The organism is Streptomyces sp. NPDC101234, from assembly GCF_044767525.1.
In the GTDB taxonomy this organism is placed as follows: Bacteria; Actinomycetota; Actinomycetes; order Streptomycetales; family Streptomycetaceae; genus Streptomyces; species Streptomyces sasae.
Map to the genome: position 1 here is coordinate 25,901 of NZ_JBIWOA010000046.1, position 15,221 is coordinate 41,121.

At 71.8% G+C, this 15,221-nt stretch carries 14 protein-coding genes; 8 read left to right on the forward strand and 6 right to left on the reverse strand.

The features are described 5' to 3' along the window. The first annotated feature begins 2 nt into the window (after positions 1 to 2). The 3 genes from ACIRR9_RS48320 to ACIRR9_RS48330 are packed head-to-tail and all read left to right on the forward strand — an operon-like array spanning position 3 to position 1,943. The gene (locus tag ACIRR9_RS48320; RefSeq protein ID WP_403766055.1) at positions 3 to 881 is read left to right on the forward strand and encodes an AraC family transcriptional regulator; all 879 of its coding nucleotides are present in this window, start codon (positions 3 to 5) and stop codon (positions 879 to 881) included. Between the two features lie 10 nt (positions 882 to 891). Then, the gene (locus ACIRR9_RS48325; protein ID WP_403766058.1) at positions 892 to 1,638 is read left to right on the forward strand and encodes an AzlC family ABC transporter permease; all 747 of its coding nucleotides are present in this window, start codon (positions 892 to 894) and stop codon (positions 1,636 to 1,638) included. Next, positions 1,635 to 1,943 carry an AzlD domain-containing protein gene (locus tag ACIRR9_RS48330; RefSeq protein WP_403766061.1) on the forward strand — a complete coding sequence of 103 codons (309 nt, stop codon included), beginning with the start codon at positions 1,635 to 1,637 and terminating at the stop codon, positions 1,941 to 1,943. The genes ACIRR9_RS48325 and ACIRR9_RS48330 overlap by 4 nt, the downstream gene beginning before the upstream one ends. Positions 1,944 to 1,951: 8 nt before the next feature. Here the strand turns inward: ACIRR9_RS48330 and ACIRR9_RS48335 are convergent, their stop codons facing one another. Then, positions 1,952 to 2,896, reverse strand: a complete 945-nt coding sequence (locus ACIRR9_RS48335) for a hypothetical protein (RefSeq protein WP_403766064.1) — start codon at positions 2,894 to 2,896, stop codon at positions 1,952 to 1,954. Positions 2,897 to 3,027: 131 nt separating this feature from the next. Between ACIRR9_RS48335 and ACIRR9_RS48340 the strand changes: the two genes are divergently transcribed. Beyond that, positions 3,028 to 4,788 carry an FUSC family protein gene (locus tag ACIRR9_RS48340; RefSeq protein ID WP_403766067.1) on the forward strand — a complete coding sequence of 587 codons (1,761 nt, stop codon included), beginning with the start codon at positions 3,028 to 3,030 and terminating at the stop codon, positions 4,786 to 4,788. A gap of 16 nt (positions 4,789 to 4,804) precedes the next feature. On the opposite strand, the gene ACIRR9_RS48345 is transcribed toward ACIRR9_RS48340, so the two are convergent. Then, positions 4,805 to 7,117 (reverse strand): FdhF/YdeP family oxidoreductase, encoded by a 2,313-nt coding sequence (locus ACIRR9_RS48345; RefSeq protein WP_403766070.1) that lies wholly within the window; start codon positions 7,115 to 7,117, stop codon positions 4,805 to 4,807. Between the two features lie 326 nt (positions 7,118 to 7,443). Between ACIRR9_RS48345 and ACIRR9_RS48350 the strand changes: the two genes are divergently transcribed. Together ACIRR9_RS48350 and ACIRR9_RS48355 are read left to right on the forward strand one after the other, a co-directional pair. Beyond that, complete coding sequence (locus ACIRR9_RS48350; RefSeq protein WP_123973639.1) at positions 7,444 to 7,638, forward strand: DUF3046 domain-containing protein; 195 nt, start codon at positions 7,444 to 7,446, stop codon at positions 7,636 to 7,638. 60 nt (positions 7,639 to 7,698) lie between these two features. Next, positions 7,699 to 8,952 (forward strand): AI-2E family transporter, encoded by a 1,254-nt coding sequence (locus tag ACIRR9_RS48355; RefSeq protein WP_403253342.1) that lies wholly within the window; start codon positions 7,699 to 7,701, stop codon positions 8,950 to 8,952. Between the two features lie 53 nt (positions 8,953 to 9,005). On the opposite strand, the gene ACIRR9_RS48360 is transcribed toward ACIRR9_RS48355, so the two are convergent. From ACIRR9_RS48360 to ACIRR9_RS48375, 4 genes are all read right to left on the reverse strand, one after another. Further along, complete coding sequence (locus tag ACIRR9_RS48360; protein WP_403766074.1) at positions 9,006 to 9,800, reverse strand: hypothetical protein; 795 nt, start codon at positions 9,798 to 9,800, stop codon at positions 9,006 to 9,008. A gap of 81 nt (positions 9,801 to 9,881) precedes the next feature. After that, positions 9,882 to 11,021 (reverse strand): oxygenase MpaB family protein, encoded by a 1,140-nt coding sequence (locus tag ACIRR9_RS48365; RefSeq protein ID WP_403766201.1) that lies wholly within the window; start codon positions 11,019 to 11,021, stop codon positions 9,882 to 9,884. Between the two features lie 72 nt (positions 11,022 to 11,093). Then, positions 11,094 to 12,146 carry a polyprenyl synthetase family protein gene (locus ACIRR9_RS48370; protein WP_403766077.1) on the reverse strand — a complete coding sequence of 351 codons (1,053 nt, stop codon included), beginning with the start codon at positions 12,144 to 12,146 and terminating at the stop codon, positions 11,094 to 11,096. Further along, positions 12,139 to 12,414: a polyprenyl synthetase gene (locus ACIRR9_RS48375; RefSeq protein WP_403766080.1), complete on the reverse strand. Its 276-nt coding sequence runs from the start codon at positions 12,412 to 12,414 to the stop codon at positions 12,139 to 12,141. Before ACIRR9_RS48375 ends, ACIRR9_RS48370 begins: the two co-directional genes overlap by 8 nt. A gap of 794 nt (positions 12,415 to 13,208) precedes the next feature. Here ACIRR9_RS48375 and recA point away from each other — a divergent pair. Together recA and recX are read left to right on the forward strand one after the other, a co-directional pair. Beyond that, positions 13,209 to 14,339 (forward strand): recombinase RecA, encoded by a 1,131-nt coding sequence (gene recA / locus ACIRR9_RS48380; RefSeq protein WP_365345859.1) that lies wholly within the window; start codon positions 13,209 to 13,211, stop codon positions 14,337 to 14,339. Positions 14,340 to 14,343: 4 nt separating this feature from the next. Further along, positions 14,344 to 15,156, forward strand: a complete 813-nt coding sequence (recX, locus tag ACIRR9_RS48385; protein ID WP_403766083.1) for a recombination regulator RecX — start codon at positions 14,344 to 14,346, stop codon at positions 15,154 to 15,156. The last annotated feature ends 65 nt before the right edge of the window (positions 15,157 to 15,221 follow it).

Genomic DNA, 15,221 nt, shown 5'->3' on the forward strand with positions numbered 1-15,221 from the left:
TTATGGCGGGAGCGGGCGAGCGGGCGCGGCACTGGCGGTACGAGGGGTTGCCGGATGTCGATCTGCTGCGGGCTCGGTACATCCGCAAGACGTTCGTCCGGCACACCCACGAGAACTTCGTGATCGCCGCCATCGCCGACGGCGTCGAGGTCTTCCACCACCGGGGCTCCGACGTGTCCGCGGGAGCGGGGGCGCTCGCGCTGGTCAACCCGGACACCCCGCACACCGGGCGAGCCGGGGTGCCCGAGGGCTGGCGGTACGGGGCGGTCTACCCGTCGCCCGCGCTGGTGGCCGGGATCGCCACCGAGACCACCGCGATCCGGGGCACCCCCGGCTTCGTCAGCCCCGTACTCGACGATCCCCGCTCCGTCGCCCTCGTGCACCGGGTGCTGCGCGCCGCCGACGAGGGCAACGCGCTCGCCGCCGACACCCTGCTGCGGGTCGCGGTCACCCGGCTGCTGCGCCTGAACGGCGGTCCGCTGCCGCAGCGGCAGGTCCGTACCGCCGGCGCCGGGTTCGCCGCACGCGCGCGTGCCGTGCTGGAGGAGCGGATGGCCGAGCCGCCGACCCTGGAACGGCTCGCCACCGACCTCGGCACCAGCCCCTTCGCGCTGTTGCGGGCGTTCCGCGACGCATACGGCATGCCGCCGCACGCCTGGCTGACCGACGCCCGGGTGCGTCGGGCGCGGCTGCTGCTGGACGCGGGCACGACCCCCGCGGAGGCGGCTGTCACGGTCGGCTTCACCGACCAGCCGCACCTCAACCGCCACTTCGCCCGGATCGTCGGCGTCCCGCCGGGCGCCTACCAGCGCGAGCGCAGCCCTGGAGCGCACCGGCGCGAGCGCAAGAACGTACAAGACGCGCGGGACGGGCGTCCGTAGCGTCCTGGGTGTGGCACAACAGTCAGCACTCGCAGACATACGCGGCGAAGGCGAGCCGAAGCCGGACTCCGCCGTCGTTCGGGACGCCCTCGGGGTCGGGGTCGCCGTAGGACTGTCCGGGTTCGCCTTCGGGGTGACCTCGGCCGGCAGCGGGCTCGGCCTGCTGCAGACCTGCGCGCTCAGCCTCCTGGTGTTCACCGGCGCCTCCCAGTTCGCCCTGGTGGGCGCGCTCGCGGCGGGCGGCAACCCGCTCACCGCGGCGGCCGGCGCCTTCTTCCTGGGCGTGCGCAACGCGTTCTACGGGCTGCGGCTCTCACAGGTACTGGCGCTCCCGCGCGCGGTGCGGCCGCTGGCCGCCCAGTGGGTGATCGACGAGACGACGGCGGTGACACTGGCCCAGCCGACGCGGCGCGCCGCCCGGATCGGTTTCACCGTCACCGGGCTCAGCCTGTACGTGCTGTGGAACCTCACCACCCTGCTCGGCGCGCTCGGCGCCAAGGCCGTCGGGGACACCGACGCCTGGGGCCTGGACGCGGCCGGACCGGCCGTCTTCCTGGCGCTGCTCGCCCCCATGCTCGAGGGCACGACGGAGCGGGCGGTCGCCGCTCTCGCGGTGCTGCTGGGGCTCGGTCTGCTGCCCGTGCTGCCCGCCGGGGTGCCGGTCCTGGTGGCCGCGCTGGCCGCACCGGCCGCCCTGTTCGTCTCCGGCCGCAGGTCCGGCCGTACCCGTGACAACGCACCTGAGGAAGCCCGATGAACACCTGGATCGCCGTCGGCGCGACCGCCCTCAGCTGTTACGCCGTCAAGCTCGCCGGACTGCTGGTGCCCGTGGGCGTCCTGGAGCGGCCCCTGGTGCGGCGGCTGGCCGCCCTGCTGCCGGTGGCCCTCCTCGCCGCCCTGACGGCCCAGCAGACGTTCGCCGACGGGCACGCGCTCATGCTGGACGCCCGGGCCGCGGGGCTCGGAGCGGCCGCCGTGGCACTGGTGCTGCGCGCGCCCTTCCTGGTCGTCGTCGGCGTGGCCGTGCTGGTCACGGCGGGGCTGCGGGCCCTCACCGGCTGAGACTCCCGTCACCCCACGAAGCGGCCGTACGCCCTGAGTGTGCGCAGGGCCTCGATCGTCACCATGGGGCGGGCCTCCAGGGCGACGGCCGGCGCCCACTGCCGCCATCGGATCGGCCAGCCGCCGTCGTCCGCCTGCTCGGCGGCGAGGAAGTCCAGCGAGCGCTCCATCTCCTCGTCGGTGAACCACGCGCGCGCGAGGGAGTGCGGGCTCTTCGCGAAGTCGTGCGGGAAGTGGTGCTCGGCCGGGGCGTAGCCGGGCGCGACCGGGTACGCGTCGAGGTGTTCCGGGTCCAGCGCGGCCAGCCGGTGCTCGCGCACCAGGCGGCCCAGCCGGTCCGCGGCCGCCTCCGCGCGCGGCCGGTCGGGAGTGGCATCCAGGAAGGCGACGGCGGCCTCGATCTCGTAGGGGTGCGACTTCTCCAGGGACTCCACGGCCTCCCAGCAGAAGTCGGTCGCCCGGAACAGCCAGGCGTGCCACACCTCGTTGCGGTGCAGCAGGCCCACCACCGGACCGGTGGCGAGCAGCTCACTGGGCGGGTCGTCGACGACCGGGACGAACGGCGCCGCCGGGTAGCCGCGCTGGCTCGGGTGGACCGCAGGCAGTGCCCCGTCCGCCGTCGAGACGGACGTCAGATAGCGGCACACCCGCTCCACCCGCTGCCCGCCGCACCGCTCGATGGCGTCTAGGACGCGCAGCGCGTGCCCGGTGTGCAGCGGCTGGCTGACGGGACCGCGCAGATCGGGCTCCAGCGCGTGACCGTACCCGCCGTCCTCGTTGCGGTAGGCGTCCAGCGCGGTCTCCACCGGATCGGGGGCGCCGTTCAGGAAGTGGTACGAGAAGAGGCGCTGCTCCAGCACACGCGCGGTGAGCCAGATGAACTGCTCGGCGTGGAACAGCGGGGAGTGCGCCGGGGGCGCAGGGGGGAGTGGGGAAGCTCCGGTTTCGGCCATGCGAAAGACCGTAGGGCGGAAAGCGGTCTCGGCAAGCGGTCCCGGGCAGGGCCCACCCTCAGGGGCGGGATACCGGTGTCACGCGGTTGACGCTGGTATCCGAGGAACGAAAGTGGGTGATATTGCAGATTATGGGTCGTTTGTATCCCTTCCGTTCTGCCGCAGCGGAGAGCGGGCGGCGGCGTTCGGTGGCCGTGGCGCGCGTACTCTCCCCACGCGGTGCGCTTGCCCTGCGCACGGTGGACGGGGCGTTCAGCCACGCCGTGCAGGCTGCGATCGCCACCGCACTGCCCGTCCTGGTGTTGCTGGCGGCCGGACGGGCGGAGTACGCCGTCTACACGATCCTGGGCTCTTTCAGCACTACGTTCGGGCAGAACCTGCCCTACCCGCGGCGCGCTCGGGTCCTCGCGGTGGTGGGGCTGGCCATGACGGCGTGTGTGGGCTGTGGCGCGGTTCTGGCTGCGTGGGCTCGGCCGTGGGAGGGGGCGGCCGGTGCCGCCGTGGTGGTCGCGGCGATGGCCGTGGTGGCGGGTCTGGCGAAGTTCGCCTGCGACGCCACGCGCCTGGGCGGGCTCGGCGCGGTGCTGCTGCTGTTCTCGTTCGCCGTCGCGGCCAACGCCCATCCCTCCTCCTACGCCGACGTCCTCCCGCGGACCGCGCTCGCCGCAACGGGGGCGGCCGTGGTCTGGGCGGTGGCCATGGCGGGCCGGTTCGTGCACCCCGACCGGCCGCAGCGCCTCGCCGTGGCCGCGGCACTGCGCGCGGTCGCGGAACTGCTGGAGGCGACCGGCGCGGAGGAGGAGGGCAGGCCCGTACGGAACCGGGCCACCGCCGCGGTCCTGCAGGCGTACGAGTCCCTCGGCCTCATGCCCTCCGCGGCCACCGGGCGAGGTGTCCGCGGCAGCGTCTGTGTGCGCTTGACCGACCTCTCGTGGTCGCTCCTGACCGACACCGCTCGCCGGCCGCCGGACGGCCCCGCCGAGGTGGCGCGGAATCTGCGTCGGCAGGTCGCGCTTCTCGTGGATCTGCGCCGCCCGGTTCCCGCCCTGCTGCCCGAGCTGTTGTTCCCGTTCGGGGCCGTACCGACCGGCACCCCGCCGAGTTCGGCGAAGGCGGGGTCCGAGAGGGCCGACCTCGCCGCCCGTCGTGCCGCCGTGCTGCTGAGGGGGCGGCGGCACGGTCATGCCGCCGTCCTGCTGGTACCCGCGCTGCGGATGACCCTGGGCACCGGCCTGGCGGGTGCTCTGGCGCTCGTTCTGGGGCTCGGGCACGGCTATTGGGCGGCGATCTCCGCGGCGGCGGTACTCCACGCGGTCAACGTCCGTACGGCGGCGCAACGGGCCGTCCAGCGCACTGTGGGGACGGCCGCCGGGCTGGCGCTCGCGCTCGGCGTACTGGCCACGGCCCCCAGCCCCACGGCCTTGGTCCTCGTGATCGTGCTTCTGGAGTTCCTCCTGGAGTACTTCGTGGCCCGCAACTACGGTCTCGGCGTCGTGTTCCTCACCCCGCTGGCGCTGCTGCTGGCCGAACTGGCCGCCCCGGAACCAGCGCGGTCGCTGGTCCTGGAGCGAGCGGTGGGCAGCGTGCTGGGGATCGCCGTGGGGCTGTGCTGCGCACTGCTGGTGGTCCACGACCGCGCCGCGGTCCGGGCGGAGAGAGCCATGGCGGTCTGCGTGCGGGCCGCCGAGCGTGCGGAGCGTGCGCTGGCGAAGGGGCGGGAGGCGTCGCTGCCGGTCGCCCGGACGCGATTGGCCGCGGCGGTGGTGGAGCTGCGCGAGGCCGACGACGCCGCAGCCGGCGAGTTGTGGTCGGCGGAGATCGACCCCACCGAGCTCACCGCCGTGGAGCAGCGCGCTTATCACCTGCTCGACAGGCTTTCCCGACGGGAATGACGTCCGGAGCCGCGGCTCAGGCCGCTGCCTCGATCACGACGTTGATGTGCTTCATGAGCGGCTGGTCGCTCTGGGTGCTGTAGTCGCCGATCGCGATCAGTACGTTCATCTCCGGCATGTAGCCGGCCGCGCAACCGCGCGGGATCTCGTACGGGATCGCGACGAAGTCCTTCAGGGAGCGGATGCTGCCGTCCCGGGCGGTCGCGGTGATGTCCACCCGGCCGAACTCGGCGATCCCGCGTTCGCGCATGTCGTCCGCGTTCATGAACACGAGGGTGCGCAGGTTCTTGATGCCGCGGTAGCGGTCGTTGTCGGAGTAGATGGTGGTGTTCCACTGGTCGTGGGAGCGCATGGTGCCCAGCACCAAGGTGCCCGCGGTGGGGACGACGTCGGGCAGTGGGGCCGTCGAGATCTCGGCTTTTCCGGACGGCGTGAGGAAGACCAGTTCGCGGGCGGGCTGCTTGATGCGGAAGCCGAGGGGAAGGCGTACGCGACGGTTGAAGTCCTCGAAACCGTCGAGGACCTGGGCCATGGTGTCGCGGATGCGGTCGTAGTCCTCGATGTACCACTCCCAAGGTGTGGAGCTGTCGGGCAGAGCGGCGCGGGCCAGGCCCGCGATGACGGCCGGTTCGGACAGCAGATGCCGCGAGGCGGGGCGCTTCATGCCGTTGGACAGGTGAACCATGCTCATCGAGTCCTCGACGGACGTGCTCTGGAGGCCGTTGCGCTGATGGTCCTTCTCGGTCCGGCCGAGGCACGGCAGGATGAGGGCCTGGCGCCCGTGGACGAGATGGCTGCGGTTCAGCTTGGTGCTCACCTGGACGGTGAGTTCGCACTTGCGCAACGCCGCATAGGTGTACGGGGTGTCGGGTGCGGCGAGGGCGAAGTTGCCGCCCATGCCGACGAACACCTTCACGTCGCCGCGGTGCATGGCCTGGATGGTGTTCACGGTGTCCAGGCCGTGTGCACGGGGCGGGTCGATCTTGCAGACCTCGGCGAGACGGTCCAGGAACTCCTCGGTGGGCCGGTGATCGATGCCGCAGGTGCGGTTTCCCTGGACGTTGCTGTGCCCGCGCACCGGGGAGGGCCCCGCTCCTTCGCGCCCCAGGTTGCCGCGCAGCAGAAGCAGGTTGATGATCTCGCGGACGATGTCGACGCCGTGTTCGTGCTGGCTGACGCCCAGGCACCAGCTGAAGATGCTGCGGTCGGCATCGCAGTACACGCGCGCGGCCTTGACGATGTCGGCCCGGCTCAGACCGGACTGGAGCTCGAGTTCCTCCCAGGAGGTGTTCTCGCACAGCGTCCGGTACTCGTCGAAGCCCGTGGTGTGGCGGTCGATGAACTCCTTGTCCAGCGCCTTGGGGTCGGTTCTGGACTGCTCCAGGACCGCCTTGGCCATACCGCGGACGAGTGCCATGTCGCCGCCGATGCGCGGCTGCAGGTTCAGGGTGCTGGTCCGGGTCGTCTTGAAGACCGCCATGTCCAGGAAGTCGTGCGGGACGATGGTGCGGGTGGCGGCCGCCTCGACCAGCGGATTGATGTGTACGACCTGGGCGCCGCGATGGTAGGCCTTGGCCAGGGCGGTGAGCATCCGCGGCGCGTTGGAGGCGGCGTTGACCCCCATGATGAACAGCGCGTCCGCGGTCTCCCAGTCCTTGAGGTCGGCGGTGCCCTTGCCGGTGCCCAGCGCCGCCTGCAGAGCACGGCCACTGGCCTCGTGGCACATGTTGGAGCAGTCGGGCAGGTTGTTCGTGCCCAGCTCGCGTGCCATCAACTGGTAGAGGAACGTGGCCTCGTTGCCGAGCCGCCCCGAGGTGTAGTAGGAGGCCTGACCCGGGTGGTCCAGTTCGCGCACGACGCGGCCGAACAGCTCGAACGCGTCCTTCCACTTGATCGGGACGTAGTGGTCCGTGTCGGGGTCGTACCTCATCGGCTCGGTCAGCCGGCCCTGGTCCTCCAGTGCGAAGTCGCTCCATTCGGACAGCTCGGACACCGAATGGGCGGCGAAGAACTCACGCCCGACACGCTTGGGTGTCATCTCCCAGGTGACGTGCTTGATCCCGTTCTCGCAGATGTCCAGTTTCAGACCCTTGAGGTCGTCCGGCCACGCACATCCAGGACAGTCGAACCCCGAGTTCTCGTGGTTCATCCGCATGATGGCCCGAGGCCCGTCCACCAGTGCGCGCTCACGCAGCAGGACCTGGGTCACGCTCTTGGCCGCGCCCCAGCCCGCGGCCGGATGACGGTACGGATGGAACTCCGGAGAGCCCTTCGCGGCCGGCCCGACCTCCGGCTCCGGTGATTCCTGCCCGTCGCGGTTGGCGCTCATGGTCCTCAACCCCATTCGACCTTCGGGAACCACTGAGTGAAAGGGTGCCTTCCGGCAGGCTAGGACGACTGAATACGGCACGCCATCCGACTCGGCCGGCCGGCCCGCGAGCTCGGCTTTCATGACCTGCGCCACACCTTCGCCGCCCACCCCGGCCCTACTCTGCGTACGTACACGCACCTCATGCCCGACGCGGGCGCGCCGGGTTGCGCCACCATGGATGCTTGGTTCAGCGGGGAGGCGGACTCCCTGGCAACCCCCTGACGGTCGTGCGGGGCGTGCGGGGCGGTAAACATGCAGGTCATGGCGGGTATGGAGCGGAATTCATGCGGTTGACAGTCTTCTGGCAGCGGATGGCGGAACACTTCGGTTCCGGGTACGCCGAAACCTTCGCGCGCGATCACGTGATGACGGAGCTCGGCGGGCTGACGGTGCACGAGGCGCTCGACTCCGGCTGGGAGGCCAAGGACGTGTGGCGCGTGGTCTGCACGGTCATGAACGTTCCGGGGGAGAAGCGCTGACCGTGCACGAAGATCGGATACGGGCCACGTGTTGTCAGTGGCGTGGGCGAGACTTGCACCGTGGCATCCACTGACGAGGACGGGCGGACCGCCCAGAACGCATCCCCGGTCGACACGGCGCCGCGTGCCGCATCCCCGGCCGCCGACGCCGCGGCACCGGGCGCCCGCATGCCGCGCTGGCTGCCGCGCGCCATGGTGCTGGCGCTCGCCCTCGTCGCCGCGTTCCAGCTGGGCAGCTGGGCGTTCCACCAGCTCACCGGCCTGCTGATCAACATTCTGATCGCGTTCTTCCTGGCGCTCGCCATCGAGCCCGCGGTGAGCTGGATGGCCCTGCGCGGTATGCGCCGCGGCTTCGCCACCTTCCTGGTCTTCCTCGGCCTGGCGATCGCGGTCGCCGGGTTCGTCACGCTGCTCGGCTCGATGCTGGCCGGGCAGATCATCAAGATGGTCGAGGGCTTCCCGGACTACCTGGACTCGGTCATCAACTGGGTCAACGAGACGTTCCGCACCCATGTGAGACGGGTCGACGTCCAGGAGGGCCTGCTGCACTCCGACTGGCTGCGCAAGTACGCGCAGAACAGCGCGGCCGGTGTCCTCGACGTGTCCGGGCAGGTGCTCGGCGGTCTGTTCCAGCTGCTGACGATCGCGCTGTTCGCCTTCTACTTCGCCGCCGACGGCCCCCGGCTGCGCCGCACCCTGTGCTCCGTGCTGCCGCCCGCCCGCCAGGCCGAGGTGCTGCGCGCCTGGGAGATCGCCGTCGACAAGACCGGCGGCTATCTCTACTCGCGCGGCGTGATGGCGCTGATCTCCGGCATCGCCCACTACATCCTGCTGGCGGCCCTGGGCGTGCCCTACGCGCCCGTGCTCGGCGTCTGGGTGGGACTGGTCTCGCAGTTCATCCCCACCATCGGCACCTATCTCGCGGGCGCGCTGCCGATGCTGATCGCGTTCACCGTCAACCCCCTGTACGCGGTGTGGGTGCTGGTGTTCGTCGTGATCTACCAGCAGTTCGAGAACTACATGCTGCAGCCCAAGCTGACCTCCAAGTCCGTCGACATCCACCCGGCGGTCGCCTTCGGCTCGGTCATCGCGGGCACCGCGCTCCTCGGCGCCGTCGGAGCGCTGATCGCCATCCCGGCGGTCGCCACGCTCCAGGCGTTCCTCGGCGCCTATGTGAAGCGGTACGACGTCACGGACGACCCCCGAGTGCACGGGCACCGCCGCCGCGGCACGAGCGGACCCGGGCTGCTCACACGTGTGCGACGGCTGATATGGCAGCAGCCTGCCGAGGAACCCGAGGAGGGCTCGGCCTGACGGCCGCGGCGATCGGTACCGGCCGCGGCGATCGGTGCCGGCCGCGGCTGCCGCTATCGGTAGGTGAGCACCGCCCACACCCCGGCCGCGCCGACCGCGGCCGCATAGCAGCACACCGCCGCGGCCACGACCCGCCATCTGACCTGTTCGCTCCAGGAGGTGCGGGAGAGCAGCCAGGCGAGCGCCGGCAGAACCAGCACCGCGTGCAGGCTGACCCCGTGCAGCGGCTTGAGCGGGGCCGTAGAGGCGTACGCCGCCTGCTGGTGCCCGGTCCGGACGAGCACCACGCCGCGCGCGATCATCGCGGCTCCCGAGGCCAGCGCCACCAGCAGGATCGCGAACCCGGAGCGCATCGCGAGCGCCATGCCCACGGGACCGGCCGGCCGCCGCCGGAAGGACGCCACCGCGAAGACGGCGAGCAGCACCACCAGGACCCCGCCGCCCACCGCGAGCGCCATGGACACCGCCGTGTCGAACGGCGTCTCCATGTCCAGATGCGAGGGCACTCCCCGCCACGCCTGCAGTGTGATCCCGCCGACCTCCACCACACAGTCGGCGGCGAACACGAGGAGCAGCACGGTCCGCAGCCGCTCCCCGATCCTCAGATACGACGTGACCCAGGTGACCGCGATCAGCGTCAGCCCGAAGGAGAGCCCGAACGTGACGGGCTTGCGCCAGGAGACCGGGCCGTACCAGGGGCCGCCGTCCACGGCGAACACCACCAGATGCGCCAGGCCGGACAGGACGAGGAGCGCACCGGTCGCGTGGCAGAGACGCTCGGCGGGACGGGCCCCGGTCAGGGCGGTCGGCGGTGTTCTCCGGATGGGCGTCTTCACGGGCGAGGGCATGCGCCCAGCCTCCCGGGAATTGCCCGCGCGGTCGTCGTCCGGCCGAAGACAGCCGCCGTACGCCCCGAGGAGTAGCGGAGATCAGGAGACCGTGGTGGCCGGCGGGGTCCACCGCCGGGTGCGGGGCACCGTGCCCGAGACGCCGTAGTCCTTCTTGAGGTGTTCGGGGATGGCGTAGTGCATGACGCGGCCACGGGTGAGGGAGGACAGTTCGAGGACGGTGGTGAGGTGGCCGAGGCGGTCCAGGGCCCAGGCGCCCAGCGGGGAGCGGTCCTCGATGGTCTCCAGGACGCCGAGGAGGTGCGGTACGGCCTTGACGACGGTGTCCCACGGGGTGCGCGGCACGTCCAGCCAGTCCGCGCAGGTGTCGCCGACCAGGTGGCGGATCAGGGCCGAGACGACCGGGTCGAAGAAGGTGCCGGGGACGACCTCCTCGTAGAGGTCGATGAGCTGCCGGGTCAGGACCGCGCCCTCCTCGGAGGGCCCCATGTACCGGACCATGTACAGGTCGAGGAAGGCGCGTGCCTCGTCGAGGGTCTTCGGGACGGCCTCCTGGTCGACGCCGAGCATGGCGCCCACCACCCGCCACGCGTAGTAGTACGCCTCCGCGCCCTCCGTGGACAGATGGATGCCCAGCCGGTGCAGGCTGTCGAGGACCAGCAGCGAGAAGAACATCTGCCCGCCGATCATGTCCTCCTGGCAGATCGGCGTGCCCAGCGCCTCGGTGTCCCAGCGGTTCTCGCGCTTGAGGTGGTGGCGGATGGAGGCGTGCAGCAGGCGCACCTTCTGGGCGGCCGGGACGAAGCGGCTGCCGGCCTCGAAGGCGTCGGGCCGCATCAGATAGACGGTGAACTGGCCGGTCTCCGCCATCCGCTTCGAGGGGTACTTCAGCCCGTGGGTGGCCGACAGCAGCTTCGCCACGCGCGGGACGACGTAACAGGCCGGCATGGAGGCGAAGGAGAGCGCGGTCGAGATGTGCACGTTGTTGTCGATGAAGAACAGCCGGGCCTTCTCCATCTCGCTCCAGTCCACCCAGGACGGCGGCACCCGGGTGGCCTCCAGGTACTCCCGGGCGACGTCGGGCAGCCCGTCCGGCAGGGGAGCGCCGGCGGTGGAGACGTAACGCATCAGTGTGTTGAACGTCCCCACCTCCCCGCGCTCGAAGAGTGCGGCGACGGTGGCGTCGGCGAGTTCGTCACCGGCGTGCCGCAGGGCGTCCATCGAGGCCTCGGTGTGGGTGGTCACGGCGGGGCTCCTTGTCATCGCGGGTGTGTCGCGGGTGTGTCGCGGGTGTCAGGACTGGCGGACCGTCGCCGAACGGGCCAGCGCGGTCAGGGCGCCGGCGGCGGGGGCCGGCACGTCCAGTTCGTGGAGGGCGTCGAGCGCTTCGGTGACCCGCGCGCCGATCATGTGCTCGATCCGGTCGGGTGCCCCCAGCCGGCACATCACCTCGCGGACCGCGTCCAGGCCGTCCGCGTCCAGGTCACGGCTGCCGAGCAGGGCGCCCAGCCGCTCCCGGTCGTCGTCCCGGGCGAGCCGCCAGGTCTCCGCCAGCAGGGCCGTGGGCCGCTGGCCGCGCACATCGTCGGCGTTGGCCTTGCCGGTGTGTTCGGGTGCCCCGAACAGGCCGAGCAGGTCGTCGCGCAGCTGGAACGCCTCGCCCAGCGGCAGCCCGTACGCGGAGTACCCCTCGCGCAGCCGCTCGCCGGCTCCGGCCAGGGCGCCGCCGATCAGCAGGGGCTGCTCGACGGTGTACTTGGCGGTCTTGTAACGGATCACCTTCAGCGAGGCCGCGGTGTCCGGACCGGCTCCGGTGCGCAGGATCTCCAGGCACTCGCCCGCGATCAGCTCCCGGGCCAGCATCGACCACAGGGGGCGGGCCCGGGCGAGGTAGGCGGCGGGCAGCCCGCAGGTCGCGAACAGCTGCCCGGCCAGCGACATCAGCAGATCGCCGACGAGCATCGCCAGCGACCGCGCGGTGTCGTCGGCGCGCGGACGGTCCCGTACGGCGGCACGCAGGGCGATGTGCGGGGTGGGGCGCCCGTGCCGCAGCGGGCTGTCGTCGATGAGGTCGTCATGGACGACGGCCGCGGCGTGCACCAGCTCCATGGAGGCCGCCGCCCGCACCAGCGCGTCGCTGTCCGGCTGGCCCACCGCACGCCAGCCCCAGTAGCAGAACGCCGCCCGCAGCCGTTTGCCGTCCGTGACCGCCGCTTCCAACTGCTCGGCCACCGGGCCCAGGAGCGGGTCGACCGCCGCGAACAGGTCGGCCTCCCGAGCGACGAACCGGCGCAGCACCTCGTCGACACGGCTCTTGAAGGCGCCCGGATCCCACCGGTCAGTCATCGCCGGCGGCCCGCCGGACGAGGGCGTGCCGGGCGAGGATCTCCAGCTGGGCCGGGGGGACGGTCGTGTACCGGTCCAGGACCAGGCGCCCCCGAGCGGTGAGTTCGTGCTCGGCATCCGACGCCAGCGCCCCGGCGTCCGAGCGGCGCAGCAATCCCCGTACCGTCCCCAACGCGGTGCCCAGCGTGCTCACCGCCAGATCGGCCAGCCCCGCCGCCAGCAGCACGGCCTGCTCGTCCAGGCCGCGTCGTCCCGTCTCACGTGTCATGCGCTCTCCCACCCACGGCACACAGGGGCGGCGCCGCTCACCGGCCCCCTCTTCGAGCATCGCGGCACGTGGGGCGCGGCCAGGCGGAAACTCACGATCGGGTGAACGCCGGGCCGGGTGGTGCGGATCGCCGTGCCGCGCTGCCGTGTCCGGCTGCCGCCCCCGGCGTGCCACGCGCTCCCGCCCGCGTGGCGCGCACGCCCGATTCCCGCACGTCGCGCATGCCGACCTCGCACGCCCTGCGTCCGAGCCCCGGCGCGTCGCCCTGCGTCCGAGTCCCCCGGTGCGTCGCCCGTCTCCGCCTCGCGCGCCCTGCGCCCCCGCCGCGTGCGCAGCGCGTGGTCCGCCCCGAGGGCTCCCGGTCCCGTGCGCGTTCCGCCCCGTGCCTGTTCCGTCCGCGCGCTCCCGTCGCCGCGCGCCGGGTGCTCCTTCCTCCGCACGCCCCGCCCCCGTCCCCGTGCGCTCCTGCTTCCGCCCGCCCCCGTCCCTGCCCGACACGCCGTCCGAAGCCCATCCGGAGTCCGTCCGTGGGTGGTGGGTGAGCGGTGGGTGAGCGCTCTGCGGGGAAGTGGCGGGAGTACCGCGTGGTGCGCTTGACATGAAAATCGAACATCCATTCTTATGGATGCTCCGGCACGGCCCGCGGTGGGGATTCCAGCGGCAGTTCGACACGGTTTCGGTGGAGAAGTCCCCGAGTTATCCACAGGCCGGACCGGCGTCGGGGCGCATTGTCAGTGGCAGGCGTTAGCGTCTTTGACGTGAAGCGATCGACTCAAGCAAACCGGGTGGAACCCATGGCAGGAACCGACCGCGAGAAGGCGCTCGACGCCGCGCTCGCACAGATTGAACGGCAATTCGGCAAGGGCGCGGTCATGCGCATGGGCGACCGGACGAAGGAGCCCATCGAGGTCATCTCGACCGGGTCGACCGCGCTCGACGTCGCCCTGGGCGTAGGCGGCCTGCCACGCGGCCGCGTCGTGGAGATCTACGGACCGGAGTCCTCCGGTAAGACGACCCTGACCCTGCACGCCGTGGCCAACGCGCAGAAGGCGGGCGGCCAGGTCGCGTTCGTGGACGCGGAGCACGCCCTCGACCCCGAGTACGCGCAGAAGCTCGGCGTCGACATCGACAACCTGATCCTCTCCCAGCCGGACAACGGCGAGCAGGCTCTGGAGATCGTGGACATGCTGGTCCGCTCCGGCGCCCTCGACCTCATCGTCATCGACTCCGTCGCCGCGCTCGTGCCGCGTGCGGAGATCGAGGGCGAGATGGGCGACAGCCACGTCGGTCTCCAGGCCCGCCTGATGAGCCAGGCGCTGCGGAAGATCACCAGCGCGCTCAACCAGTCCAAGACCACCGCGATCTTCATCAACCAGCTCCGCGAGAAGATCGGCGTGATGTTCGGCTCCCCGGAGACCACGACCGGTGGCCGCGCGCTGAAGTTCTACGCCTCGGTGCGACTCGACATCCGCCGCATCGAGACCCTGAAGGACGGCACCGAGGCGGTCGGCAACCGCACCCGGGTCAAGGTCGTCAAGAACAAGGTCGCACCGCCCTTCAAGCAGGCCGAGTTCGACATCCTCTACGGCCAGGGCATCAGCCGCGAGGGCGGCCTGATCGACATGGGCGTGGAGAACGGCTTCGTCCGCAAGGCCGGCGCCTGGTACACGTACGAGGGCGACCAGCTCGGCCAGGGCAAGGAGAACGCGCGCAACTTCCTCAAGGACAACCCCGACCTGGCCAACGAGATCGAGAAGAAGATCAAGGAGAAGCTGGGCGTCGGCGTCCGCCCGGAGCAGCCCGCCGCCGAGCCGGGCACGGACGCGGCGGTCACCACCGCGGCCACGGACGACGCGGCGAAGACGGTGCCCGCCCCGGCCGCCGCCAAGGCCACCAAGCCCAAGGCCGCCACCGCCAAGAGCTGACGCCGTGACACGACGAACCGACTGGGCCGACCACGAGTACACGTCCCCCGGTGCCCCATGGGGCAGGGGCGCCGGGGGCGACTCGGGCTCCGCCGGGGACGGCGACGAGGCCTACGGCAGGTACGGGCGGGACAGCGCGGACGGCGGCTCGTACGAGGACGGCACACACGACGGCCCGGACGGGCCCCGCGGGCACGGGTCACCCGGCCGTGGCCCGCGGAAGCCCGGGACCCGCCGTCGGCGCGGCTTCGGGGAGCCGTCCGGTGAGGACGGGGGCTCCTCCTCCTTGTCGAGGGCCGAGCAGGGGGAGCCTCCAGCGGACCCGGCTGAGCGGGCGCGGGCGATCTGTCTGCGCCTGCTCACCGGGACCCCGCGCACCCGGAAACAGCTCGCGGACGCCCTGCGCAAGCGGGAGATCCCGGACGATGTCGCCGAGGAGGTGCTGTCGAGGTTCGAGGAGGTCGGGCTGATCAACGACAGCGCGTTCGCGGACGCCTGGGTCGAGTCCCGGCACCACGGCCGGGGACTGGCCAGGCGCGCGCTCGCCCAGGAGCTGCGGACCAAGGGCGTCGACGCGACGCTCGTCGACGAGGCCGTCGCACAGCTCGACTCCGAGCAGGAGGAGGAGACGGCCCGCGAACTCGTCGCCCGCAGGCTCCGCTCCACCCGGGGGCTCGACCGGGACAAGCGGATCCGCCGCCTCGCCGGCATGCTCGCCCGCAAGGGGTACTCCGAGGGCATGGCCCTCAGGGTCGTCCGGCGGGCACTGGAGGAGGAGGGCGAGGACACGGACCTCCTGGAGGGCGGGGACTTCTGACGGGCCGGCAGGCCCGAGGAGGGTGGGGCTAACCCCCTGTCAAGACGCCGGACCACCGCAGTGCC

Coding starts and splice junctions, on each gene's coding strand:
- ACIRR9_RS48345 (WP_403766070.1), bottom strand. CDS start 7,117: ATGAGCGCCAACCGCGACGGGCAGGAATCACCGGAGCCGGAGGTCGGG.
- ACIRR9_RS48340 (WP_403766067.1), top strand. CDS start 3,028: ATGGGTCGTTTGTATCCCTTCCGTTCTGCCGCAGCGGAGAGCGGGCGG.
- ACIRR9_RS48335 (WP_403766064.1), bottom strand. CDS start 2,896: ATGGCCGAAACCGGAGCTTCCCCACTCCCCCCTGCGCCCCCGGCGCAC.
- recA (WP_365345859.1), top strand. CDS start 13,209: ATGGCAGGAACCGACCGCGAGAAGGCGCTCGACGCCGCGCTCGCACAG.
- ACIRR9_RS48375 (WP_403766080.1), bottom strand. CDS start 12,414: ATGACACGTGAGACGGGACGACGCGGCCTGGACGAGCAGGCCGTGCTG.
- ACIRR9_RS48370 (WP_403766077.1), bottom strand. CDS start 12,146: ATGACTGACCGGTGGGATCCGGGCGCCTTCAAGAGCCGTGTCGACGAG.
- ACIRR9_RS48360 (WP_403766074.1), bottom strand. CDS start 9,800: ATGCCCTCGCCCGTGAAGACGCCCATCCGGAGAACACCGCCGACCGCC.
- ACIRR9_RS48350 (WP_123973639.1), top strand. CDS start 7,444: ATGCGGTTGACAGTCTTCTGGCAGCGGATGGCGGAACACTTCGGTTCC.
- ACIRR9_RS48320 (WP_403766055.1), top strand. CDS start 3: ATGGCGGGAGCGGGCGAGCGGGCGCGGCACTGGCGGTACGAGGGGTTG.
- ACIRR9_RS48365 (WP_403766201.1), bottom strand. CDS start 11,021: ATGGACGCCCTGCGGCACGCCGGTGACGAACTCGCCGACGCCACCGTC.
- ACIRR9_RS48330 (WP_403766061.1), top strand. CDS start 1,635: ATGAACACCTGGATCGCCGTCGGCGCGACCGCCCTCAGCTGTTACGCC.